Consider the following 22,529-nt stretch of genomic DNA (forward strand, 5'->3'; position numbering starts at 1 on the left):
CACCTTTTTTGACGTAAATTTTGACCTTTTTTCGATTTCACTCCTTTTTAGATTGCTGAACTCAAAGTTCTGCCGACTGCGGTAAAATCGCGATTATTATCAAACGACTAAAGACTAATAACCAATGACCAACTGCTAATTACTATCTTTCTCTTCATGGATTCTCAGACGATTGTTGCTCCGATGACGCCTGCGGGCGTGAGTGCCGTTGCCGCCATCCGCGTGAGTGGCTCGAAGGTGCGCGAAGTGGTGCGCCTCTTGTTCGGCGAATCGGCGTTCAAGAATTTGAAGCCTCGCGAAGCAAAGCTTGCGACGGCTCGTGACTATCGTACAATGATCGGCGATGACCGTAAAACGGCGCAAGTCATCGATAGCCTCCTCTACATCTTTTTTGAAGGTCCGAATTCCTATACCGGCGAAGACGTGCTGGAACTTTACCCGCACGGGAACCCGATTATCGTCCGCGAACTCATTCAGGTTATCAAGAGCGTCGAAGGCGTACGCTTGGCAGAGCCGGGCGAATACACGCGCCGCGCTTTCTTGAACGGTCGCATGGACTTGGTGCAGGCGGAATCTGTCGCCGATGTGATCCACAGCGCTAACCGTGACGAACTCAGGAACGCCCATCGCTTGCTCGGCGGTGCGCTCTCGAAAAAAGTCAAGACGCTTACGGAACAGGTCATGGATATCTCGGCCCGCCTCGAACTGGATGTCGATTTCTCCGAAGAAGAAGCTGACCCGGATTATGCGACTTGGGGCGTGAAAATCTCTGCGATTCGCGAAAGCGTAGAATCCATTTTGAAAAGTTTTAAGGGCAAGGCTGTCGTCAGCCGTTTGCCGCTTGCGGTTTTGTACGGCGCTCCGAATGCGGGCAAGTCGAGCCTCGTGAATGCGCTCCTCGGTGAAGACAGAATCCTCGTGAGCAACATCCCCGGCACGACCCGCGACTTTGTCGAAGTCCGCTTGTTCCTGGACGGGGGTGAAATCCGCCTTGTCGATACCGCCGGTATCGCGGACAAGGCGACCGATGCTCTCGATGCGCTTAGCATGGAAAAGAGCAAGGAAATCCTCGCCGAAGCGGACATGAAGATTCTGGTGGTGGACGGTAGTTTAGACGAGAGGCTAGAGACGAGAGACGAAAGTTGCATGTCCTGTCATCCTGAGCGAAACGAAGTGGAGTCGAAGGATCTCCATCCGGATTTTGTCGTCATTTCAAAGAGCGACTTGGGCGCATCTCGGCAGGTCGGCGCATCTTGCCAAGGCGGAAATCTTCACATTTCCTCCAAAACAGGGGTGGGTCTTGCGGATCTCAAACGCGCTATGAACGCCGCCCTTTTCAAGAAAACTGAAAATTCCGAAGACCTCTGGATCACAAGCGAACGCGAAAAGACTTGCCTCGAAGAGGCCCTTGCGGGCATCGACCGTGCACTTGACCTTATCCGCACGAATCCGGCGGTGGAACTTTTGGCTTTCGAAATGCAGCTGGTGCGCCGTTCGCTCCAGAGCATAACGGGCGAAATCTCGTCCGAAGACGTTTTACAACAAATATTTGCGGGGTTCTGCATTGGGAAATAGTTACGTTGGTCTCGTTCTTGCCGTCTTTGCGTTCGGCACTTACATGGTCCCTCTCAAGGCTTGGTCCAAGTTCTCGTCGTGGGCGTACCTCTCCTGCATGGCCTTGGGCATGTTCATCGGGCAGCTTTGCATCTCTTTTGCGACGGACTCGTTCCGCTTTTTGCCGGTAGGCATCCTTTGCGGTTTCCTTTGGGTGATTGCAGGCGCGTTCTGCTTCTGGGCGGTCAAGGCTGAACAGGACTTGACGGGTGCCGGTGTGCGCTCGATGGGCGTGAGCATCCTCGCTTCGTTTGTGAGCGGTGTACTTGTATTCTCGGAATCCACGCTGCTTTATTTTTCGATCCCGGCGATAATCCTTTTGCTTTTCGGCTTGAGCCGACTTGCCCCTCCGCAAGGGAACATTTTCAGAAATTGGCGCTCCCTTCTGGGCGGTCTCATTTTTGGGCTGTTCCTCATCCCCTACAAGTTTGCCGAAGTCCCCATACTCGAATTTATGGGTTCGTTTGCCTTAGGTATTTTTGTATCCGCAGAACTTTTGGTTGCAATTTTGAGTATAAAGCGACGTGCACTTTTTGAATATGGCGTTGCTCCGTCTGTGACGTCCATGTTTATGGGTGTCCTCTGGGTCATCGGACAGCATGGCTGCTTCTGGGCTATCGATTCGAATGGCGCTTTGGGTTACGCCGTTGGTTACCCGCTCACGCAATTGAATCTTTTGGTGAACTTGCTCTGGGGCGTGGTCGTCTTCCATGAATACCCGACCAAGCCGGAACGGATTAAGCTTGCCATTGCGGTTTTTGTTATTCTTTGTGGCGGAGCCTTGCTTGCACTGTCGAAAATGTAAAGTGCTGTAACTTTTTGTAGCGGTTGCTAATGCCGTTGGCGTTCTGTCAACGGAAAACATGTAAAAAACGCATTGCTTTTTTGCACATCCCCGATTCTGAATATATGTTTATAGTATGAGTTGGTGGAAGTGCATATTGATTGGGTCTTTAGTCGGTTCCGCGTCCGTGTGGGCCGTTAAAGCAGCACCGTTTTTAATCAATTCGACACAGCCGGATGGTTCTGTCGTGCAGATTCGAAAGGTCGGAAACGAACACTTTAATTACACGCTGACTGGTGAAGATAGTGTGCTTGTGGTTCGTGATTCTGCCGGTTATTGGAACTATGCCGACGAACATGGTAAAAAGACGGGTATGAGGGTTCATGCCAAGTCCAAACGTGGTGCAAAAGAGAAAAACTTCCTCAAAAAACGCGATTCTCACGAAATCTTGAGAAAGTTCCGCGAAAAACGCCTGAAAAAACTCCAGGAACAGCAGGCGGACACCTCTTTGGGACCCATGATGCTTCAGTCTTCTGCGGGTGCTCCCCAGATGGCTAATGAGTGGGGATGGGGCGGCAGGGGCGAAACGACCCAAAGTACAGGCGTTCCGACACGTCCGGCATTGAATTCTGTCCGAAAAGAGGGCGAAGTTCGTGGCCTTGTTGTTCTGGTCCAATTTAGCGATGTCAAGTTCAAGCGGGATAATGCCGCCGAAGAATATCTGAATTACCTCAATCAGGAGGGATATTCCAATTTTTATATGAGCGGCAGCGTGAGGGATTTCTTTATTTCAAATTCCAACGGCAAGTACCAGCCGACATTTGATGTTGCTGGGCCGATTACTCTGAAAGGTACTCGCGATTCGTACGGCTCTCAAGTGAACCCGAATAACATGGCGGCCGGTGCCGTCAAGGCTATTAGCGAAGCGATGGACTCGCTTGTTGCGAGCAATGTAGATTTTTCGCCTTACGATAGCGATGGTGATCGGGTTGTTGACTTTGTCTATATGATCTATGCCGGTGTCGGCTCTGCGGATACAGATGTGCAATCTGCGATTTGGCCCCATTCATACAATGTTGCAAAGCGTCTTACGCGTAACATGTCGATGAACCGTTACGCTTGCTCTCCAGAACTTGATGGCCAGTCGTATATGTATAATAGAAATACGACCGCGTTGAATGGCATCGGGACGTTCTGCCATGAATTTAGCCATGTGCTTGGACTCCAGGACCATTACGATGTGCAGGTCAACGACACGAGAACGAAAGTCCGTTACACGCCTGGTCAATGGGACCTGATGGATGCCGGGTCATACAACTGCCCGCAAAACAGATCGTATACGACGTCTTGCTCTCCCGCAAACATGTCCTCGTTTGAACGCTTTAGCTTGGGCTGGCTTGATCCAAGGTATCTAGAAGTTTCGGATACAACATTTGTTCTAAAGTCGATTCAGGAAAATGACGGGCTTGTGCTGACGTCTAAAAAGGATAATGAATATTACTTTGTCGATTTCCGTTTGCTGACGGGCTTTGATAAGGGACTTCCCAATAAAGGCGTCTTGATTTGGCATATAAACTATGACCGGTATTTATGGACGTATAACGAAGTCAACACATCGGACCCGATGAAGGTGGATCTGATCGAAGCCGATGGCAAAGCGGATATGTATTCGGTATCTGGTGACGCATTCCCGACGAATCGAGTTAATAGCTTTAACGGCTTTGTGACGTGGAGCGGCGATAGCCTCGGGCTTGAAGTTTATGATATCAAGATCGTTGATGATCATGCCGAATTTAAAACTCGGGGGAGCCGTACCCCGCGCGTGACGGTATCTTCTAGTTCGGCAAAGGTTTCTTCTTCGAGTGTTGCAGTCTCATCGTCGAGTAAAAATGTTTCGTCTTCGAGCCGGATCGCTTCGTCGTCAAGCCGGATTGTTTCCTCTTCAAGTCAAATAGCGTCGTCCTCAAGTCTTTTTGAAAAGAACTCCTCTATTGCCGAGGCCACTTCGAGTTCATCGGAAATGATGAGCAGTTCTTCTGATGCATCCTCGGTTTTGGAAAGCTCAAAGTCTAGCTCTTCGAAGGGTACTATTGCCTTGGATAAAAAGAATTCGACCATGCCGAATGTCCGCATCTCTGTAATGGATGGCGTTTTGATGGTGCATTCCAAGATTGCAGGCCGTAAGATGGTCAACCTTTTCGATGCCAACGGAACGCTTCTTAAAACGGAAATGTTCTATGGCGAATCCTGTGAAATTCGTTTGGGCGAAATTCGCGGAAAATCGTTTGTCATCGCGACGGTTGAAAACGAAGGACGGATAATAAAATCATATAAAGTTCGAATGAACTAGAAACTGGGGCGAAAGCCCCTTTTTTACAATATGTCATCCTCGCCATGATAAAATGTCATTCCCGCCTCCGAGCGGGAATCTCCTTTTTTAGAAAATATCTAAATTGTCTAACATGAAAAAACTTTTCGCTAGAATTGCTATGAGCTGCGCGCTTGTCCCGGCACTTTTGACGGGGACGTCTAGGGCCGCAGTAAACTTGCCCGTGCATAAGGAAGTCCTTGATAACGGGCTTACCGTACTTTTGTACCCGAACAAGCAGGCTCCGACAGTGAGCTTCCGCCTGTTTTACGTGACCGGCTCCGTCCACGAAGTTCCCGGCAAGTCTGGACTTGCGCATATTCTGGAACATGAACTCTTCAAGGGCACAAAGAAGGTCGGCATCTCCGATAGCGTTGCCGATGTCAGGTTCATGGCAACCCAGGATTCCTTGCAGGCTTTGATCCGCTCGGCAAGACTTGCTGACGATACCGCCCGCGTGAAAACGCTGACTGTAGAACACGATTCCGTGCTGAATGAGCACCGCAAGATTTTCATCAAGGATGAACTGTGGGGCGCCTACCAGGCTGCTGGCGGAACGGGTCTCAACGCCTTTACGAGCGACTTGGTCACGGCTTACACCGTAACGCTTCCCAAGAATAAAACGGAACTCTTTATGTGGCTAGAATCGGACCGCATGCAGAACGCCGTGTTGCGCGAGTTCTATTCGGAACGCTCTGTTGTCCGTGAAGAACGCCGTATGCGCTACGATGACCGCCCGACGGGCCGCTTTTACGAAACGCTGAATTCCATGATTTACGAAGCGTTCCCGTACCGTGTGCCGACCATCGGCTGGCCAAGCGATATCGAAAACCTGACACGCGAACAGGCCGAAGAGCATTACCGCAAGTATTACAAACCGCGCAATGCAATTCTCGTGATGGCAGGCGATTTGGACACGCTTGAAACGATGAAGCTTGTCAAGAAGTATTTTGCACCGATCCCGGCCGGCGAAGCATTCCCTCCGCTTACCGTGCGTGACCCCGAACAGGCTGGCGAAAAGCGTTTGACTGTCAAGCGCAAGGATGCCCCGAATCTTTACACGCTCGTCTTCAAGACTCCCGCTGTGGGCGACAGCACCCTCTACGCACTTGACATTGCCGAAGGCGTGTTGAACGGACGTTCCGGCCGCCTCTACAAGCGCCTTGTCGAAGAAGAAAAAATCGCCGTCGGCGTGAGCGCAAGCAACAGCCCGAACAAGTACATCTCCGAGTTTTCTGTCCGCGTGAATCTGCGCCCCGATGCCAATCGCGAGAAGGTCGAAAAAATCGTCTGGGAAGAACTTGAAAAGTTGAAATCGCAGCAGGTCAGCGAACGCGAATTCCAGAAAGTCAAGAACCGCGCTTATGCAGGACTCGTCCGTAGCTTGACCGATATGGAAAATGTCGCGACCATGCTCGGCTGGTACGAAGTCTATGGCGATTACCGCATCTTCCTCAACTGGGCTGATAATTTGGACAAGGTAAATGTCGCTGACGTGCAGAACGTCGCAAAGAAAACATTTGTCCGCGAAAAGTCCATTGCCGGATTCCTCGTGAAAGAATAAAAATGAGCGACGCTAATGCGTCGCTTTTTTGTATTCTCATACTCTCTTCGAAACATGACTGCTGCGGATATCAAATGCGAGTCCACAAGTGACCTCTCGCTTGATACCCTTGCATGTCATTCCCGGCTTGACCGGGAATCTCCTTACAAAGCTTCGATTTCCTCTTTGGTGAGACCGAATGTATCAGCAATGATATCTATTGAAACACCTTTGCTTTTTTGCAATTTTGCTTTTTCTTTCAACACTTTCTCATCGTGTTTTTTGAACGCATCTGAATCGTGCTGTTCAATGTAGTCCAGCACTACTTCGTTATCCCATCTGGCGTTCTTCATCATAAGATACTCCTCAAGTTTGTCTCCCTTCAAATTAGATATTTGAGAGACCGAAGTCAAGTGCTTGAATTTTTTGTTTTGGAGAGGAGGAGGGAGTTCTTTCAGTAAACTTGAGTATCTAAGTGCGAATAACCATTGGTTTTCGTTTTGTTTTAAGTCTATTTCTCTATAAATCTTTGGAATTTCAATGATGGTGAAGTTGTAACTGTCCATCATTATTTCGCCTGTCTTAAGGTCGCAAATGGAGCTTCGGTGAATAATGCGATCATCCTCAAACAGTCTATGTTGAGCGATTGCCATGATGTAAGTCGGCTTGACCTCGTATTTCCATCCGGGATAGCCTTGCGATACGACCATCTGTCCTGCGTAAAAAGCGAGTCTTTTCATAAAGTTTGTGAAAGGACGAATTTGAACTTCAATTTCAATGAGTTTTCCGGAATCGTCGGTGCAGTGCAAATCAAAAAATGTAGTCTTTGATTCCTTACTGCCAGTCGCGTTTTGCTCCGAACCACGTCTGCGGACGTCTGTAATAGGGTGGGGAAGCTGTGGCCCTAAAATATCGTTTAATAGGTTGATGAGGTTTGTTTTAGAATCTGGTTTGTCCGGGTCAAAAGCCTGCTTGAAAGCAGGATCAATTAGAAGGTCTGTAAACGGGCTTGTTTCGCCTGGTTTGATGAAATATTCAGACAAGGAATCTGGATTGTTTTGTTCCATATTAAACGCCTTTTCGCGACGATCCCTTGATTTTTGAAAATGTATCGTAGGGACCTATCGCGATGAATTTGCAACGCATTGCAAAAATATGCAGTGAACGTCGTGTTGATACAAGCAGCAAATGCTGCGCCGATTCATCGAAATGTTCGTCCGTCTCCTATACGGACGTGGTGCCCTACGTTGATTCAGACTTTATCTGAGTTCGGCCGGGAAGCTCTTTCCCAGGTACCCTGCGACGTCCATTTTTGATAAATGTCGTCACGACCGTCAAGCAGAGAGTTTAACTTGCCTACACGTATGCGGATTAGTTACTCATAAATAATATACACAAATGTGTACTAAAATGCAAGAGAAAAAAATTTTTTTCAAATAAATTTCAAAATGTCATCTTCTGACAGTCTAGTATGTTATATTGTAAAGTATGTTAGGAAAATGCTTAAATAATACTCAAAAACGTCAAATTGAAGCTTTTTCACCAGAAAAATGCTTGGCAAAGCTTGTTGATGACAATCTGACTGGTGAAAAGAAACCCGGTATTTCCGTTGCGGAACATTGCTTGATAACGGGTTTTGTTGCTGAGGAATTGTGCAAGTCCTTAATTGATAATGTGAAGGCGATACTGACAGAATCAGCTCCGTTTTTTGCGTCTATACATGATGTTGGAAAGATTAGTCCGGATTTTCAGCGGATGATATACACTTCTTGGCTTGGTAATGTCAAAGATTTTCCGCAGTTGCAAAGTGCTAATGAAAATAGGGCAAAGCGAAAAGATGTGAGTTTTCACGGAAAGGTTTCTCAAGTATCTATTGAAAGTAGCTTTCCTGAACAAAAAATGCTAGCAACCATTGAGGGAATGCATCACGGCTTTAAACCGAATTTTAGCCCAGTTGCGGAGAATAGCGATATTTATGGCGGCGATAATTGGACCACATTACGGCATAAGCTTATTGAGAACTTGAAGCAGAGTTTCCCTTATTCGGGGTCAAATAATTTAAACGAATGGAATCAAGCGTGTGTTATAGGCGGTTTTATTACCGTTGCGGACTGGATTGCTTCTGGTGGTTATTTTGGGAATATTCAGCAAAATCATTCTTATAGTAAAGATGATTTGAAAAGTATTGCTCATAGGGCTGTCCATAATGCTGGTTTTATACCACTTTCTATAAAGTCAGGACTGCAATTTGAAGATATTTTTGGCTTTACTCCTAGAAAAATTCAGTCGGATCTTTTTGAATCAGTTACTTCTCCTGGTGTTTATGTATTAGAAGCCCCGATGGGCTTAGGAAAAACAGAAGCGGCCCTTTATGCGGCTTATAAAATGCTGGAAAAAGGTCTTGCTTCTGGAATTTACTTTGGCCTTCCGACTCAATTGACATCCAATAAAATTTATGAACGAGTGGAATCGTTCCTTAGTAAAATCGTGGGCGAAGAATCCTCGTATTGCTTAAAGTTGCTGCATAGTTCTGCTTGGCTTGAAGAAGATTCTTTTGGTGAAGATGCCAAAGTTGGCAAGTCTTGGTTTGATTCTAAGAAAAGAAGAATTTTGGCTCCGTTTGCCGTTGGCACTATTGACCAAGCACTTATGGCTGCAATGAATGTCAAGCATAGCATGGTGCGAGCATTTGGCCTGGCAGGGAAAGTAGTAATTCTTGATGAGGTGCATAGCTACGATTCCTATACTGGAACGATAATGAATGCCCTTGTTGATGAATTAAAGCATATTGGATGTACAGTAATCATTTTAAGTGCTACGCTGACATCATCTCAGAAAAAGAAAATTTTGAATCTACCGCTTGAACAAGTCTTAAACGAAAGTTATCCCTTAATTTCAAGCCAAACGGACAAGTCTTTTTCTGAAATTTCGAGTTTGGGAGAATCCAACCGGAAGGTTTCTATTCAAATAAGTAAAGATGATAAAAAGGCTTTTGATGTCGCTTTAGAAAAAGCAGAAAACGGAGAACAGGTTCTTTGGATAGAAAATACAGTTGCTGAAGCTCAGGATGCATACAAGAAACTTGCTGCAAAATCTGCCGAAATGGGCTTAGAATGTGGTTTAATTCATTCTAGATTTATAAAGAAACAGCGCTCTGAAATTGAAAATAAGTGGGTCTTGCTGTATGGGAAAAACGGCTATTCCAAGCGAAGTACTTGTGGACGAATTTTGGTAGGAACGCAAGTCCTAGAACAATCTATTGATATTGATGCGGATTATTTGATAACCAGGATTTGCCCGATGGATATGCTTTTGCAAAGAATCGGGCGCTTATGGCGACATCGCGAAAATGATAAAATTCGTCCTTCGACAGCAAAATGCGAAACACTTGTCCTTTCGCCTGTTATTGATGATTTTATAAAAAGTGATAAAGTTTTTGGCGTGACGGGTGTGGTGTATAGCCCCTATGTTCTGAGCCGAACACTTGAGGTTTTGAAAAGCGTAGAAGCTATTAATTTGCCGAATGATATTCGTGGGCTGTTGGAAGGCGTTTACCAAGAGCGGCAGGAAGAAGGAATCCTTGCTAAAATGAAAACTGATTTGCTGGGAAAACAGTCTCATTTGCAAGGACTCGCTAGGGTCGGCTTATCTTCAGCTATTTCAACATTGCCAGAATCTGCTGTACAGACACGATATTCTGATGTTGATACGGTTTCTGTGTTGTTGTTAGAATCTTTCGAAGTTGAAGAAAATGGAGTTGAAATAAAGTTCTGGAATGAATCAGAGGCGATTGTTTTGCCTAAATACCCGTCAAGTGAAAGACAAAAAAGAGAATTGTCAAAAAAAATCGTGGATCATTGTGTAATTATAGCCAAAAAAGATGCACCTTCGATAGAGAGTCATATTAAATATTTTGAGAATTACGTGTATCTTGGCAATGCCAAAGATAAAGAGGATGATGAAGAATGCTTGTTCAGAGCGGTTATTGTGGATAAAGACTGCTCATTTAGGGATTTAAATCGAAATCGTTTAGACGAAAACTCCAAAAAAATGTTATATACAAAGAGTGTTGGTTATAAAATTGAAAAGTAAGGCAGAAAATGAAAGAGAATAGATTTAATTTGATTGATGAACCTTGGATTCCTGTTGTTGGAAAGGGAAAAGTTGGATTAAGGCAAATCTTTGCTGATGAATCCATCGCAGCTCTTGGAGGAAATCCTGTTGAAAAAATTGCTGTATTCAAATTGCTTTTGGCTATAGCACAAAGTGTGATAACTCCGAAGGATGAATCCGAATGGAAATCTTTGGGGGTAAAAGGGCTACAAGAGCGAGTTTCCGATTATTTAGAGAAATGGTATGACAGTTTTTGGCTTTATGGTGAAAAACCGTTCTTGCAAATGCCTGAATTGAAGAAAAAAGCAGAGGCATTGTCCAAAAAGGAAAAAAGAGAACCTTATAAAATAGGGAATGGTACTTTTGCTGATTTAATGGCTGAAAATAATACTTGCGTAACGCAATATGATTTTAGGGATGTTTCTCAAAACGATTCTGATAAAGCATTATTTTTATTGGCTGTCATTAATTTTGCATTTTATGGGAAACAACCAAATCAAGAACTTTCTTTAGAGAAAAATCTTAAAAAGAATGTAATAGCAAAGCCTGGTGCTAGTTTAGGATTTTCCAATTATCTACATTCATTCGGACTTGTTGAAAATGTTGTTACATCTGTTTATTATAACTTGCTTTCAGAGCAAAATGTAAGATCTTATACTTGGTTGTCTGAAGGAGTGGGTAAACCATTTTGGGAAATGATGCCAACAACCGAAAGTGATTGTGTAACAGAAACTTCGAAAAAAACATTATTAGGTCATTTAATACCATTGTCAAGATATGTGTTAATGGTAGATAATGGCTTGTACTTTACTGAAGGTGTTATTTATCATTTAGCCAAATCAGAAAAGAAAAAGGGGCAAAGTGTAGAAAATTGGATTGAAACTAGTATGTCATGGTATCTAGAAAAGGATGAAATAAAAGCGTTAAATGCCGATATTTCTAAGAAACCTTGGAGAATGTTGACATCAATGTTGTCTTTATCGGATACGGAAAGGAAGTATTGCAATTTGGGCTTGTCTTTATTCATAAATCGTATTTCAGAATATGATAAAGTATTTTCTATATGGTCTGGAGGTATTGATGTTTCCGGAGATTCGTTTGGAAAGAAAATAAAGAATAATGATGATTATGTTGAGTCTGAAATTCAATTGCATTCAAGCGCTTTTGGTGATTCTTTTTGCAATAAGCTTTTTGAACAAATGAGAAAACTCGACGAATTTTGCTCTGATTTGCAAAAATTTGTTGTTGGGTATAATGTGGAGATTAGAGGGGGGAAGTCTTCAAAAAATGCAAGGCAGATCGGATCGCAAAATATTCCAAGCGTAGAATCGGATTATTGGCAGCAGTGTGAAGGTGTTTTCCAACGAATTGTTGACACCTGTTCGATTGAAAATACAGACCAATATAATCAGGAAATGGATAAAATCAATGCTCAGATTTGGCAATTTGTAAAACAGATTTATAACCAATATTGTCCGAACCAATCGGCTCGTCAATTGGAAGCTTGGGCTAAAAATTTCCCTAAAAAGTTTGAAAAGAAGAGGTTATCATAATGGCTGATGAAAATAAACAGAAAGAACCATCATTGGTGGCAAAGATTTTTGCTCGTTGCAAAAATGATAAGGGATTTGCAGCAACTCTAAAGAGAGCTGATAATCCTGATACCGCTTATCAGGCATGGGAAATTTTAGCGACCTATGGTGTTCCGCTGGATAAAGACTTTAAAAGATTGCCTTATGCTTTGGTTCTTGCCGCTGTTGCAAGGTCTTCTAATGATCAGGACGGAAAACTTGGCTTAGGTGCTGCTTTGGCTAAGGCGTATCAAGATGAAAAGGGAAATGTTGGTGATGCTGCAAAACCTAAGTTGCGTCGAATTTTGGCTTGTGATGATGTGGTTGAAGTATGTCAAGTGCTACGTCCTATTTTGCAATTGATTTGTAGTAGAGGTGTTGGCATCTCTTTTGAAAAACTGTTAAATGATTTGAAATATTTTAATTCTGAAAAAACATTGGCTTCTTGGGCGCAGGATTTCTTTGGCTCAAAGTCTAAAGAAAACGAGGAGCCGTAATGTTTATATCTGTTTTACGATTAAGTCGGAGTGATGTTCAACAGATTGCCGTATGTAATCAGGGTGTTTTTGATGCATACACTCTGCATAAAACGGTATATTCGATGTTCCCAAAGGAATCTGAGGAAACAAGAAGCTTTTTATATGCAGATCATGGTGGCGATTTCAATGAAAAAAGAATTTTGATTCTTTCGAAAAATTTGCCAAAGGAGCCTCAAATAGGAAAAGTTGAAACACAAGAAGTCCCGTCGCAATTTTTGCAACAGGAATATTACGGTTTCGAGGTTTTGATGAATCCTGTTCGTTGTGATTCTAAAACGAAAAAGAAAATTCCCATTAGAGGGAATGATAAAGAAACTTTGAAACATTGGTTTTTAGAAAAGGCCGTAGCAAATGGATTTGAGGTTGTTTCAGATTCATTGTCTATTGGGAATACTTCGGTTTTACAATTCCATAAGGACAAGCAGAAAGTTGTTCTTGGAAAAGCCTCTTTCAAAGGCCGCCTTAAGGTCACTGACCGAGAAAAGTTTATTAATGCATTTGAAAAAGGACTGGGAAAAGGAAAAGCGTATGGCTTTGGACTTTTCCAAATTGTTCCACTAACAAATGTAACTGTCTAAAAATTTTAATAATAGGAGATAAAAATGGTTAATCAGAACCCTTACACCAACAAGAAAATAGAATTTCACATCTTGCAGTCTTTCCCGGTTACGTGCTTGAACCGAGATGATGTGGGTGCACCGAAAACGGCTATGATTGGCGGCGTGAGCCGTGCTCGAGTTTCTAGCCAATGCTGGAAACGTGCTGTTCGCTTGGCGATGCATGAAGTAAGTGGTGTTGAACTTGGCACCCGTACAAAATTGCTTTCGGATCTTGTTGCATCTGCTTGTAAAGAAATGGGTGCTACACCGGAACAGGCAAAAGCATGTGGCGATAAAATTGAACAAATCTTTATAAAGTCAGACTCTAAGAAAAAAGGTGATGAAGAAGGAGATTCTAAAGCCGATACCTTAATGTTTTTGGCTCCTGCGGAAATCTCTTTGATTGCCGAAAAGTTCAAGGAATGTGAATTTAAGCCTGAAGAAGTAATTAAGGATGCTAAGCATCCTGAAAAGGATTTGGCAAAGATTATTGAAAAGTCCAAGTTTGCTCAGTCTGAAACATTGGATGGCCTTGATATCGCCCTGTTTGGAAGGATGGTTGCTCAGGCTCCGACAATGAATGTTGAAGCTGCATCTTCTTTTGCACATGCGATTTCGACACATCGCGTAACAAATGAAGTGGAATTCTTTACTGCTGTTGCTGACTATTCTAAGGATAATCAGGGGTCGGCTCATATGGGTTCTCTTGAATTCAATGCTGCTACATATTATCGTTATATTTCCCTTGATTTGGGTCAACTTTATGAATCGTTGGGCGGAGATCAGTTCTTCCCACAAGCAGTATCTTCTTTCATTAAGGCTCTTTATGTAGCTGTTCCTTCGGCAAGGCAGACAACGCAGGCTGGAGCATGCTCTTGGGATTTTGCTGAAGTTTTTGTTCGCAAAGGACAGGGAATGCAACTTTCGTTTGAAACGCCTATTCTCAAAGACGATAACGGTGGTTTTTTGTCCAAAAGTAAAGAATATATGAAAAATACTCTTGCTAAAAAGGAAAAGCTTTCTGGTTCGCTGTTTGGTTTGATTAAGAAGTTCGAATTTGGTGAAGATGAAAACTTCTCTATCGATAATCTTATTGATGGTGTTGTAGCGGCAATTAAGGAGTAACAATGGATACTCGTTGGATGCTTCTTTGGTTTGAAGCTCCATTGCAATCTTGGGGTGCAGATTCCAAGTTTTCTCGCAGGGATACGCTAGAATTCCCGACGAAGTCGGGTGTTCTAGGTCTTGTTCTTTGTGCAATGGGAGCTTCTGGTGAGCAGAAGGATTTGCTGGCTTGTTTTTCGAATTTAAAACAGATTGTTTTATCGTTTCAATATGATAGGGATTCTTTGTTGCATGATTTTCAAATGATTGGTTCTGGATATGATTCCAATGATCCTTGGCAATCTTTGTTGATTCCTAAAACTGGAAACGGTAAGTCGGCTGTTGGTGGGGGGACAAAATTGACGCATCGTTATTATTTGCAAAATGCAGTTTTTGCGGTGTTGCTTGAGGTTCCTGCGGATTTGACGGAAAAGATTGCGAATGCTTTGCAAAATCCAGTATATCCAATATATCTGGGACGACGCTGCTGTGTTCCGACTGATTTCGTATATCATGGAGAATTTGCTTCTGAAAATGAAGCGGAGCAGGCTGCAAAGGATTATGCCGCGAAGAAATCAGAATTGCGTAATGAAAATCTTCCTGATTATGCAAAAAAATTGTTGTCTTTGAATTTTAAGGTGATAGATGGCGATTTCCCTGAAAAGGGCGATGTCTTTACATTGAATGATGTGCCTATACAGTTTGGTACTCAAAAGATGTATCGTGATCGCCGCGTCACCAAGATTTCAGAAGGATTGTCATAAATGGCTGATGGTCAGGTAAAAGAAAAAAGTAATCGATTGATTATCAAGGTAACGCATGATACGTTGCCTCAAATAAAAGATCGTTATCCATTTCTTTATCTTGAACGAGGCCGTTTAGAAATAGACGATAGTAGTGTTAAGTGGATTGATTGTGAAGGCGAAGTTATTCGTCTTCCTATTGCCACAATAACGACCTTGTTGCTGGGGCCTGGAACTAGTGTAACTCACGAGGCTATTAAAGTTCTTGCTGCCGCAAATTGTAGTGTGTGCTGGGTTGGTGAAGACTCGTTACTGTTTTATGCAGTGGGCAATTCACCAACCGCAAATACTCGAAATTTACGACGACAGATGCAGATTTCGTGCGATCCTGAAAAATCGCTTGCGGTCGCAAGACGCATGTATGAGCGACGTTTCCCGGATGAAAATTTGAAAGGCAAGCCTTTAAAAGAAATGATGGGGATGGAAGGATATCGTGTTCGAGCGTTATATGAGAAAAAAGCAAACGAATATGGAGTAGGGTGGCGAGGTCGTTCTTTTACACCTGGAAAGATGGAATTGAGCGATGTCACTAATCAGGTGTTGACCGCTTCAAATGCGGCCTTGTATGGCATTCTATGTTCTTGCATATATTCTATGGGGTATTCGCCGCATATTGGATTTATTCATTCTGGATCGCCATTGCCATTTGTCTATGATATGGCCGATTTGTACAAAGAAGAATTGTGTATTGATTTGGCTTTTAAAATGACATTGGATTTGGCGGGAGAGTACAATAAACATCGGGTATCAGCTGAATTCCGGAAGCGGGTTCTTGATTATAAATTGTTAGAACGTATAGGTCCAGATATTGAGGAGATGCTAGGTAAGTAAATGGTTGTTGTTATCGCAAATGATTTGCCCCCAGCTGTTCGGGGAAGAATGAAGTTATGGTTTGTAGAACCGAGAGCGAACATATTTGTGTCTGGAATAAAAGATTCTGTCGCAAATGATGTCGTTCAATATTTATTGAAGTCATGCCCTGCTCAATCAGGGCTTTTAATTTTTCAGCGGATAAATAAGGCACCCGGATTTAAGATTTGGGGACAGGGGGATCCGAATAAGAAAATAGACGAAATTTCGGGTTATCAGCTGATTGTTGAAAAAATCTTAAATCAGTGAAGTACTATATTTTGTGTATTGCCAAGTGTGTAATCACAAAATCTTGGTGTTTTCTCCGCGTAAGCGGAGGTGTTTCCCTTACGACGGGTGAACTTTCCGATGTTTATGAGTTTTCTCCGCGTAAGCGGAGGTGTTTCTATTATTTGACTGGTGCCGATGTTAATGAGCAGGTTTTCTCCGCGTAAGCGGAGGTGTTTCTCTGTATTGCGCTTTCTTGTTGGAAATCCAACCGTTTTCTCCGCGTAAGCGGAGGTGTTTCTTGCTGAGCGCTGAAAGGTTACTATCCAAGCCCGTTTTCTCCGCGTAAGCGGAGGTGTTTCCCGCCTTTTACCATCCTTGATATAGTCGGGATCGTTTTCTCCGCGTAAGCGGAGGTGTTTCTGTAGTCAAATCCTACGTAAATATCAAGTTGGCGTTTTCTCCGCGTAAGCGGAGGTGTTTCCATTCGGGTTAGCGTTATCCAGCTTGTTTTCGCGTTTTCTCCGCGTAAGCGGAGGTGTTTCTGGACTTGTCAGCGTGTCCGTCGAACACGTCGGGTTTTCTCCGCGTAAGCGGAGGTGTTTCTATACAATCTTTCCACCTTCAGAAGCAACACCGGTTTTCTCCGCGTAAGCGGAGGTGTTTCTATAGGTTCGGTACTTATTCATTTCCGAGCCTAGTTTTCTCCGCGTAAGCGGAGGTGTTTCTAATTTACAATCCTGATAGTAATACTTCATTTTGTTTTCTCCGCGTAAGCGGAGGTGTTTCCAACGGACATCATAGAGCACCCCCGCGAAATTGGTTTTCTCCGCGTAAGCGGAGGTGTTTCTTCCCGCTAAATAGCTTATCGAAAAAAGAAGAGGTTTTCTCCGCGTAAGCGGAGGTGTTTCTCAATCACGCTTTTCACGACCATCGCAGAAGATGTTTTCTCCGCGTAAGCGGAGGTGTTTCCTCCTGGGTCCTGGACTTTGAACCCCAACCAAAGTTTTCTCCGCGTAAGCGGAGGTGTTTCTCGCCAAAGTATCTTATAGACTTCTTGGTGTCTGTTTTCTCCGCGTAAGCGGAGGTGTTTCTTCAAGTGATTCTAGCCCATTTCGTGGAAAGTAGTTTTCTCCGCGTAAGCGGAGGTGTTTCCATCTTGGCGTCTACATAGCCATGCTCAATTCTGTTTTCTCCGCGTAAGCGGAGGTGTTTCCATCTTCTGCACGTCGGCGGTGATTTCGTCGAGGTTTTCTCCGCGTAAGCGGAGGTGTTTCCTTTGCGCCCGGGATTTCGGTCTGCGTGGCGTCGTTTTCTCCGCGTAAGCGGAGGTGTTTCTCATGGTGAGGAGGGCGATTTCACCGAAGGTTCGTTTTCTCCGCGTAAGCGGAGGTGTTTCCTCTTTCCTTTTTTCCATGTTTAATTTTATTGCGTTTTCTCCGCGTAAGCGGAGGTGTTTCTTGGCTTCCAAAGTTTTTGAAAGGGCTTGGTTTGTTTTCTCCGCGTAAGCGGAGGTGTTTCTCCACGCCAAGCCTGAGACTTTGCAGCGTCAAGGTTTTCTCCGCGTAAGCGGAGGTGTTTCATGGTCAAGACAATGGAATTAGCGAATGGACAGGTTTTCTCCGCGTAAGCGGAGGTGTTTCCTTTTCACGGTCTATCAAAGCGGCATAGACGGTGTTTTCTCCGCGTAAGCGGAGGTGTTTCTGACTTTATTATGATTGCTCAGTTGGAGGATTAGTTTTCTCCGCGTAAGCGGAGGTGTTTCTGACTCTGTCAAGGTTCAACCCGATTCTTTGTGGTTTTCTCCGCGTAAGCGGAGGTGTTTCCTGGTGTTTCGCGACGGACACAACCGGGTTTACGTTTTCTCCGCGTAAGCGGAGGTGTTTCTTATGGATCCAGTATTCGGTGCTGCTGTCATTGGTTTTCTCCGCGTAAGCGGAGGTGTTTCTGGCATATTATACACTTTTTTGACGCGCTGACGGTTTTCTCCGCGTAAGCGGAGGTGTTTTCGGGTTAACTTGTTCAAGATTCACGCCAGCCTTGTTTTCTCCGCGTAAGCGGAGGTGTTTCTTGTTCGGTGATGAGCTTGGTTCTTTTTTGCTGGTTTTCTCCGCGTAAGCGGAGGTGTTTCTATTCAGCCAGAGCCTGCTGTGTGGAAATATAAGTTTTCTCCGCGTAAGCGGAGGTGTTTCTCCATTAAATACTTCACATGAAGTAGGCTATCAGTTTTCTCCGCGTAAGCGGAGGTGTTTCTTTCGATTCCGAAGAAGTCCGTGAGCTACATCGGTTTTCTCCGCGTAAGCGGAGGTGTTTCCAAAAAAACTAAGATTGTACATGAACGTATTGAGTTTTCTCCGCGTAAGCGGAGGTGTTTCCAAGCACCGCAAGACCGAAACGCTGGAACTATGGTTTTCTCCGCGTAAGCGGAGGTGTTTCTGCTCTGCCTTCGCCTGCTAGGAAAAATTCTCCGTTTTCTCCGCGTAAGCGGAGGTGTTTCTCAAGCGTCTTGGTGGTCATATACTCCATCTTGGTTTTCTCCGCGCAAGCGGAGGTGTTTCTAGAGGAGTTAGCAGGAGATGGAGTTTGAGCAAGTTTTCTCCGCGCAAGCGGAGGTGTTTCACAAGAGGCCGCCGCCGCAGGCGCTTCAATGGAGTTTTCTCCGCGCAAGCGGAGGTGTTTCCGGTAAAGGCATTTTTCCGCTTTCGATCGACGCGTTTTCTCCGCGTAAGCGGAGGTGTTTCCAAATTTTCCAAACTTCTCTGCATATACGAGCGGTTTTCTCCGCGTAAGCGGAGGTGTTTCTAACCCCTGTCAATCGACCATAGATAGTCTTAAGTTTTCTCCGCGTAAGCGGAGGTGTTTCCATTCACCTGCAATCACCTGAGTCTTCAGCGCCGTTTTCTCCGCGTAAGCGGAGGTGTTTCTGCAGCTGCTCAATCTGAACTTTTACGCGCTCAGTTTTCTCCGCGCAAGCGGAGGTGTTTCCGACCAGTAAACTTCTTAATAACTTCTTTGCCTGTTTTCTCCGCGCAAGCGGAGGTGTTTCTCCGTCAACGACGGTGTAGGGGTGTTTCTTGTCGTTTTCTCCGCGCAAGCGGAGGTGTTTCTCGAGAAAAAAGAAGTCGAAGAGGTGAAAGACGGTTTTCTCCGCGTAAGCGGAGGTGTTTCTTCTAGCGAAGCAACGCGTCTGAGCGAAGAGACTTTGTTATTGCACTAGTAATAACAAAAAATTCCCGCTTTCTCGGGAATGACATTACACCCCTTCAATTTCTTCGATCTGCTTGCCGAGTTCGCTTGCTTGCTGTGAATCTTCGTTGTAGATGGCGTTGATTCGCTTGCAGCTGAGTTCGAGCAGATTGCGGGCTTCGATGGAATCGCTCTGCTTGCGGAGTTCGCGCAATGCCTTGTCGATTCTCTCGATGTCCTTCTGGTCGGGGTAGCCCTTCATGAAGGCGTAGAAAAGCTTAATTTGTGTGTTGTATTCGCTGTCGGATTCGCAGGCGAGCAAGAACGGTATCACGCGCACGTTGAGGAGCTTCGAGAGGTCTCCCATGAACGTGTTGAGCGTGAGACCCTTCGGGAAGAGTTCTTCCGTGTCTTTCTGGATGTCTTCGGTGTTCACGAAATCGCCCTCTTCAAACTGCAGGAGCATTTCGTTGAGCATATCCATTTCGTTTCGCTTAGCTTGTTCGCGATACTTTGCCTGGTAATAAATCGGAAGCGTCGTGAGACAGTAATGCGCCTGGTTTGCACCGATAAATTCACCGATGTAGTAGATGTCGGCGTCTTCCTTGAGAATGTCTTCTTCGTTATTGAAGTTCCCGATGCGGGCCGGTATAGGAATCACTTCCATGTTCGAAAGTTCATGAAGTCGTTCGCGCATGGCGTCAACGTCCAAATTCTCGGGGAGTTCCACACCGTTTTCTTCCATCGTCTTGAGAAAGTTGTTGAACTTTGCATCGACGGCGCGGTTGACTTCTCTTCGGCTTGGCTTGTGCTCGAACTGACGAAAGTCGCCTTCCAACGTCAAAAGCCCATTTTTAATCATATCACCAAACGGTGTTTCGTTGGGTTCAGCGTCGGGAGAGGGCAAAATACGTGCGTAGGCAATCATCCTGCCGCACAACTGATCGTCATTTCCTTTTTTCTGTTCGATTCCAAGCATGTCCTAAAATTAACAAAATCTAGCGGACATGGACCATTTTTTGTTGGGTATAACCTTGCGCTGAGGTCTTTACGACGTAGATTCCGGGGGTAAGGCCGTTCAAATTGGCGATTCCCTTTGCGCTGCGAACGAGTTTCCCGTTCGTGTCATAGATGCGGGTTTCGCTAACGGTTGCGTTTACGCGGGCTGTTTTCGCGATGGCAACGCCTCCCTTGTCTACATCCTTCTCGGTGAGCTTGATCTGGTCGAGGTTCGGGCCATCATTGCCGTCAACGATGGAGAACGTGATGTAGCTTGCGCCTTTGGGGAGTGTAATGGTTGATTCTTTTGTCTGGTATGTGGTCCACTTGTCGGTGGCTTCGAACGAGATGACTTCGGCGCTCTTGCATCCGTCAACGCCTGCGGTACATGTGCCGGGGGCTGCGAAGGCGAGGTTGCGAGCTTTGCCGCTGCCGTTTGCGTATGTCATTTCCATCGTGTATTCGCCGGGGAATTCTACATAGACGGGGACTTGGACGGTCGATTTCCCGGTGCCGAAGTTGATGTAGCCGGTGCCAGCAAAGCCTGCGTTTGTGCTTTCGTTGATGGCGTTGTCGATGATGCCGTCTTCGGCCTGGAACGTAGTTGTACCTTTGGCTTCAAAGATGGCGCCGAGTTCGATGTCTTTGGTCATCGTGGTTTCCCAAGTGCTTTCGCTGCCGGCATCGCTTGCGCTCTTGCCGGTCCAGCCTGCGAATTTCCAGCCGGCGGCTGGTTCTGCGGTAAATGTGATTGCGGTTCCTTCGGCGATTTTTTCGCGATTCGGGGAGGCCACAACGGAGCCGCCAATAGAAGAATTAATTGTTAAGTTGTAGTAAGTGACGTTTGCTTCGAGAACGGTAATCTCGTTAGAGCTTGCGCCGAGACCGCCCATGGAATTTGCGGCACGTACCGTAACTTTGGAGCCGGCGGCAATGCTTCCGACGTCAATGGAATTTGTGGTAGTATTGCTGTGGTACTTGCCGTTTACAAAGATGGCCCAGCAAATGGCGTTGTCGTCATCGTTCCAGATGATGTTTGCGCCTTCCTGCGAAATCTTCGGGGCGGAAACCTGTGCCGTGAACTTGGTCGGGTCCCAGTTGTCGCTGCCGCCAAGAACGTTTTGGAGCGTGTATTTAGCGGCGTCGCTTGCGTTCCACACGGTCTTGAGTGTTGTTGCTGTCGATGCGTCTTTGCCTCCGTTAAAATACGTTTTACGTTGGCTCGTGTTGATTGCGCCGCCGCTCCCGTTCTTGCTGTTGTATTCGCCGAAAATAACAGGCGCAGAATTCATGTCGGGGCCCCAGCCTTCGGCTTTGGGTTCTGCGCGCATGACGGTGTTTAAAAAGACAACTTTTGCGCGGCCCCAGGAACGCCCGAGATAGAATGTCTTGTTGAAACCGGAATTGCTGACTTCGATGATGGCGTTGTTGAAAACGTATCCCCAGGTGTCAGGGTTTTGCGATGCCGTGATGTAGCCGCCGTTACGTGTCATCACGAGCTTGGTGCCTTCGAAAAATACATCGCCACCACCACAGATAAAGTCTACAGTGCCGTCAATTTCGCCACCTTCCCAATACGTGCGGCCTTTCTTGGTGTAGTATGTGTCTTGACCGCTCAAAAGACGCACGTTCTTGTAGATGAATTTGTCGCCTGCATTTTGCTGCAGAGCAACCTGGCGTGCTGCGTTTGAAGAGCTGACGGAACTTCTGTTTTGCAGGGTGATATCCTGCATGTACATATTTTTGTTGCTTGGGAAGTACAGCGTTGCAGTTGTGCTGATGCCTTCGGTATCGGTTGTATTCCAGATGATCGTCTTGTCAACGGACTGCCCGATGATGGAAATGTTCGAGCCGCTGAATGTCGATTTGCCGTGCTCGTCACCGGTGACCTTGGTGATATTGTATTCGCCGTTGGGCACAAAGAGTATGAATCGCTTGGACTCGGTGGCGCCCGAAGAAGATGCCTTGGCGATAGCCGCCTTGAAGTCTCCATCGACGCCAAGCACAAAGTCAAACCCGTGCTTTGCAATTGCGGAAGCGCTCGCCGCCATCGCAAGCGGCATACAAACTGCAAACCTGTAAACCCAACTATTCAACATATTACCTCTTCCTTATTTGTCATTCCCCTAACGGGGCTTGACTGCTGCGGTTATCCAATACGCACACAAGCGTTCGTGCAGTCTAACCTTGCATGTCATTCCCGCCTCCGAGCGGGAATCTCCTTCTTGA

Annotated in this window: 15 protein-coding genes and 1 CRISPR repeat array; of the genes, 12 read left to right on the forward strand and 3 right to left on the reverse strand. The window is 45.4% G+C overall.

Translation table 11 applies throughout. From position 1 onward, the window contains the following. Positions 1–156 precede the first annotated feature (156 nt). From mnmE to B7990_RS10575, 4 genes are all read left to right on the forward strand, one after another. On the forward strand, positions 157–1,575 hold the full coding sequence (mnmE, locus tag B7990_RS10560) for a tRNA uridine-5-carboxymethylaminomethyl(34) synthesis GTPase MnmE (protein ID WP_088640918.1): 1,419 nt from the start codon (positions 157–159) through the stop codon (positions 1,573–1,575). Next, positions 1,565–2,419 carry a GRP family sugar transporter gene (locus B7990_RS10565; RefSeq protein ID WP_254917478.1) on the forward strand — a complete coding sequence of 285 codons (855 nt, stop codon included), beginning with the start codon at positions 1,565–1,567 and terminating at the stop codon, positions 2,417–2,419. The genes mnmE and B7990_RS10565 overlap by 11 nt, the downstream gene beginning before the upstream one ends. A gap of 115 nt (positions 2,420–2,534) precedes the next feature. Beyond that, positions 2,535–4,748 (forward strand): M6 family metalloprotease domain-containing protein, encoded by a 2,214-nt coding sequence (locus B7990_RS10570; RefSeq protein ID WP_088640919.1) that lies wholly within the window; start codon positions 2,535–2,537, stop codon positions 4,746–4,748. Positions 4,749–4,860: 112 nt separating this feature from the next. Further along, positions 4,861–6,330, forward strand: coding sequence for a pitrilysin family protein (locus B7990_RS10575; RefSeq protein ID WP_088640920.1), 1,470 nt, complete (start codon positions 4,861–4,863; stop codon positions 6,328–6,330). Between the two features lie 143 nt (positions 6,331–6,473). On the opposite strand, the gene B7990_RS10580 is transcribed toward B7990_RS10575, so the two are convergent. Next, a complete protein-coding gene (locus B7990_RS10580; protein ID WP_088640921.1) occupies positions 6,474–7,376 on the reverse strand; it encodes an Rpn family recombination-promoting nuclease/putative transposase in 903 nt (300 codons plus the stop codon). Positions 7,377–7,797: 421 nt separating this feature from the next. Here B7990_RS10580 and cas3 point away from each other — a divergent pair, with 421 nt between their 5' ends. Genes cas3 through cas2e form a run of 8 tightly spaced genes read left to right on the forward strand, consistent with a single transcriptional unit; the run spans position 7,798 to position 16,157 of the window. Beyond that, the gene (gene cas3 / locus B7990_RS10585) at positions 7,798–10,401 is read left to right on the forward strand and encodes a CRISPR-associated helicase Cas3' (protein ID WP_088640922.1); all 2,604 of its coding nucleotides are present in this window, start codon (positions 7,798–7,800) and stop codon (positions 10,399–10,401) included. Between the two features lie 8 nt (positions 10,402–10,409). Next, the gene (gene casA, locus B7990_RS10590; RefSeq protein ID WP_088640923.1) at positions 10,410–11,975 is read left to right on the forward strand and encodes a type I-E CRISPR-associated protein Cse1/CasA; all 1,566 of its coding nucleotides are present in this window, start codon (positions 10,410–10,412) and stop codon (positions 11,973–11,975) included. After that, positions 11,975–12,490 carry a type I-E CRISPR-associated protein Cse2/CasB gene (gene casB, locus B7990_RS10595; RefSeq protein ID WP_088640924.1) on the forward strand — a complete coding sequence of 172 codons (516 nt, stop codon included), beginning with the start codon at positions 11,975–11,977 and terminating at the stop codon, positions 12,488–12,490. The genes casA and casB overlap by 1 nt, the downstream gene beginning before the upstream one ends. Further along, positions 12,490–13,110 carry a type I-E CRISPR-associated protein Cas6/Cse3/CasE gene (gene cas6e / locus B7990_RS10600; protein ID WP_088640925.1) on the forward strand — a complete coding sequence of 207 codons (621 nt, stop codon included), beginning with the start codon at positions 12,490–12,492 and terminating at the stop codon, positions 13,108–13,110. The genes casB and cas6e overlap by 1 nt, the downstream gene beginning before the upstream one ends. A gap of 24 nt (positions 13,111–13,134) precedes the next feature. Next, positions 13,135–14,256, forward strand: coding sequence for a type I-E CRISPR-associated protein Cas7/Cse4/CasC (cas7e, locus tag B7990_RS10605; RefSeq protein WP_088640926.1), 1,122 nt, complete (start codon positions 13,135–13,137; stop codon positions 14,254–14,256). 2 nt (positions 14,257–14,258) lie between these two features. Beyond that, positions 14,259–14,999, forward strand: a complete 741-nt coding sequence (cas5e, locus tag B7990_RS10610) for a type I-E CRISPR-associated protein Cas5/CasD (protein WP_088640927.1) — start codon at positions 14,259–14,261, stop codon at positions 14,997–14,999. Beyond that, positions 15,000–15,869, forward strand: a complete 870-nt coding sequence (gene cas1e, locus B7990_RS10615; protein WP_088640928.1) for a type I-E CRISPR-associated endonuclease Cas1e — start codon at positions 15,000–15,002, stop codon at positions 15,867–15,869. Next, the gene (gene cas2e / locus B7990_RS10620; protein ID WP_088640929.1) at positions 15,870–16,157 is read left to right on the forward strand and encodes a type I-E CRISPR-associated endoribonuclease Cas2e; all 288 of its coding nucleotides are present in this window, start codon (positions 15,870–15,872) and stop codon (positions 16,155–16,157) included. It abuts the gene before it with no gap. Positions 16,158–16,205: 48 nt separating this feature from the next. After that, positions 16,206–19,283: direct repeats of the CRISPR family, unit length 28 nt; unit sequence GTTTTCTCCGCGTAAGCGGAGGTGTTTC. A gap of 85 nt (positions 19,284–19,368) precedes the next feature. Here cas2e and B7990_RS10625 read toward each other — a convergent pair. Beyond that, a complete protein-coding gene (locus B7990_RS10625; protein WP_088640930.1) occupies positions 19,369–20,280 on the reverse strand; it encodes a hypothetical protein in 912 nt (303 codons plus the stop codon). A 19-nt stretch (positions 20,281–20,299) separates the two neighbouring features. Further along, complete coding sequence (locus tag B7990_RS10630; RefSeq protein WP_088640931.1) at positions 20,300–22,399, reverse strand: pectinesterase family protein; 2,100 nt, start codon at positions 22,397–22,399, stop codon at positions 20,300–20,302. Positions 22,400–22,529 lie beyond the last annotated feature (130 nt).

The organism is Fibrobacter sp. UWB4 (genome assembly GCF_002210345.1).
Taxonomy (GTDB): Bacteria; Fibrobacterota; Fibrobacteria; order Fibrobacterales; family Fibrobacteraceae; genus Fibrobacter.

Bases quoted from the DNA above. Each gene is read 5' to 3' on its own strand.
- mnmE (WP_088640918.1), top strand. From the start codon at position 157: ATGGATTCTCAGACGATTGTTGCTCCGATGACGCCTGCGGGCGTGAGT.
- B7990_RS10570 (WP_088640919.1), top strand. From the start codon at position 2,535: ATGAGTTGGTGGAAGTGCATATTGATTGGGTCTTTAGTCGGTTCCGCG.
- B7990_RS10575 (WP_088640920.1), top strand. From the start codon at position 4,861: ATGAAAAAACTTTTCGCTAGAATTGCTATGAGCTGCGCGCTTGTCCCG.
- B7990_RS10580 (WP_088640921.1), bottom strand. From the start codon at position 7,376: ATGGAACAAAACAATCCAGATTCCTTGTCTGAATATTTCATCAAACCA.
- cas3 (WP_088640922.1), top strand. From the start codon at position 7,798: ATGTTAGGAAAATGCTTAAATAATACTCAAAAACGTCAAATTGAAGCT.
- casA (WP_088640923.1), top strand. From the start codon at position 10,410: ATGAAAGAGAATAGATTTAATTTGATTGATGAACCTTGGATTCCTGTT.
- casB (WP_088640924.1), top strand. From the start codon at position 11,975: ATGGCTGATGAAAATAAACAGAAAGAACCATCATTGGTGGCAAAGATT.
- cas6e (WP_088640925.1), top strand. From the start codon at position 12,490: ATGTTTATATCTGTTTTACGATTAAGTCGGAGTGATGTTCAACAGATT.
- cas7e (WP_088640926.1), top strand. From the start codon at position 13,135: ATGGTTAATCAGAACCCTTACACCAACAAGAAAATAGAATTTCACATC.
- cas5e (WP_088640927.1), top strand. From the start codon at position 14,259: ATGGATACTCGTTGGATGCTTCTTTGGTTTGAAGCTCCATTGCAATCT.
- cas1e (WP_088640928.1), top strand. From the start codon at position 15,000: ATGGCTGATGGTCAGGTAAAAGAAAAAAGTAATCGATTGATTATCAAG.
- cas2e (WP_088640929.1), top strand. From the start codon at position 15,870: ATGGTTGTTGTTATCGCAAATGATTTGCCCCCAGCTGTTCGGGGAAGA.
- B7990_RS10625 (WP_088640930.1), bottom strand. From the start codon at position 20,280: ATGCTTGGAATCGAACAGAAAAAAGGAAATGACGATCAGTTGTGCGGC.
- B7990_RS10630 (WP_088640931.1), bottom strand. From the start codon at position 22,399: ATGTTGAATAGTTGGGTTTACAGGTTTGCAGTTTGTATGCCGCTTGCG.